The sequence below is a fragment of the Streptomyces sp. SM1 genome (assembly GCF_002910825.1).
Classification (GTDB): domain Bacteria; phylum Actinomycetota; class Actinomycetes; order Streptomycetales; family Streptomycetaceae; genus Streptomyces; species Streptomyces okerensis.
In genome coordinates, this window is record NZ_NEUB01000041.1 from 1 (window position 1) to 401 (window position 401).

Annotated in this window: 1 protein-coding gene; it reads right to left on the reverse strand. The window is 77.1% G+C overall.

Annotated elements, in window-relative coordinates; translation table 11 throughout:
- The coding region (locus tag B9S61_RS00875; RefSeq protein ID WP_308457743.1) for an ATP-binding protein at positions 1 to 401 on the reverse strand (401 nt) is incomplete at both ends.

A 401-nucleotide genomic window follows, 5' to 3' on the forward strand; every position in this document is an offset into this window, starting at 1 on the left:
CCAGGCGGCCGTCGTCGTCCCGGACGCCGGCCTCGGCCCGGCCGGCCCACGCGTCGAGCGCGTCGGCGTCGTCGCGGGAGAGCTGAGCCGTACGGGCGAGTGCCTCGACGACCCCCTTGCCGAGGGCCTTCTCCAGGGCGGGCAGGCCCTCGTTGCGGAGCCGGGAGCGGGTGTAGGCGGGGTCCGCGTTGTGCGGGTCGTCCCAGACGGGGAGGGACTGGACCATGCAGGCCTTGCGGGCGGTCTGCCGGTCGAGCTGGAGGAAGGGGCGCCGGTAACGGCCGGCGGCCCCCGAGACCGCGGCCATTCCGGACAGGGAGCGGGTGCCGGAGCCGCGGGCGAGACCGAGCAGGACCGTCTCGGCCTGGTCGTCGCGGGTGTGGCCGAGCAGGACGGCGGCG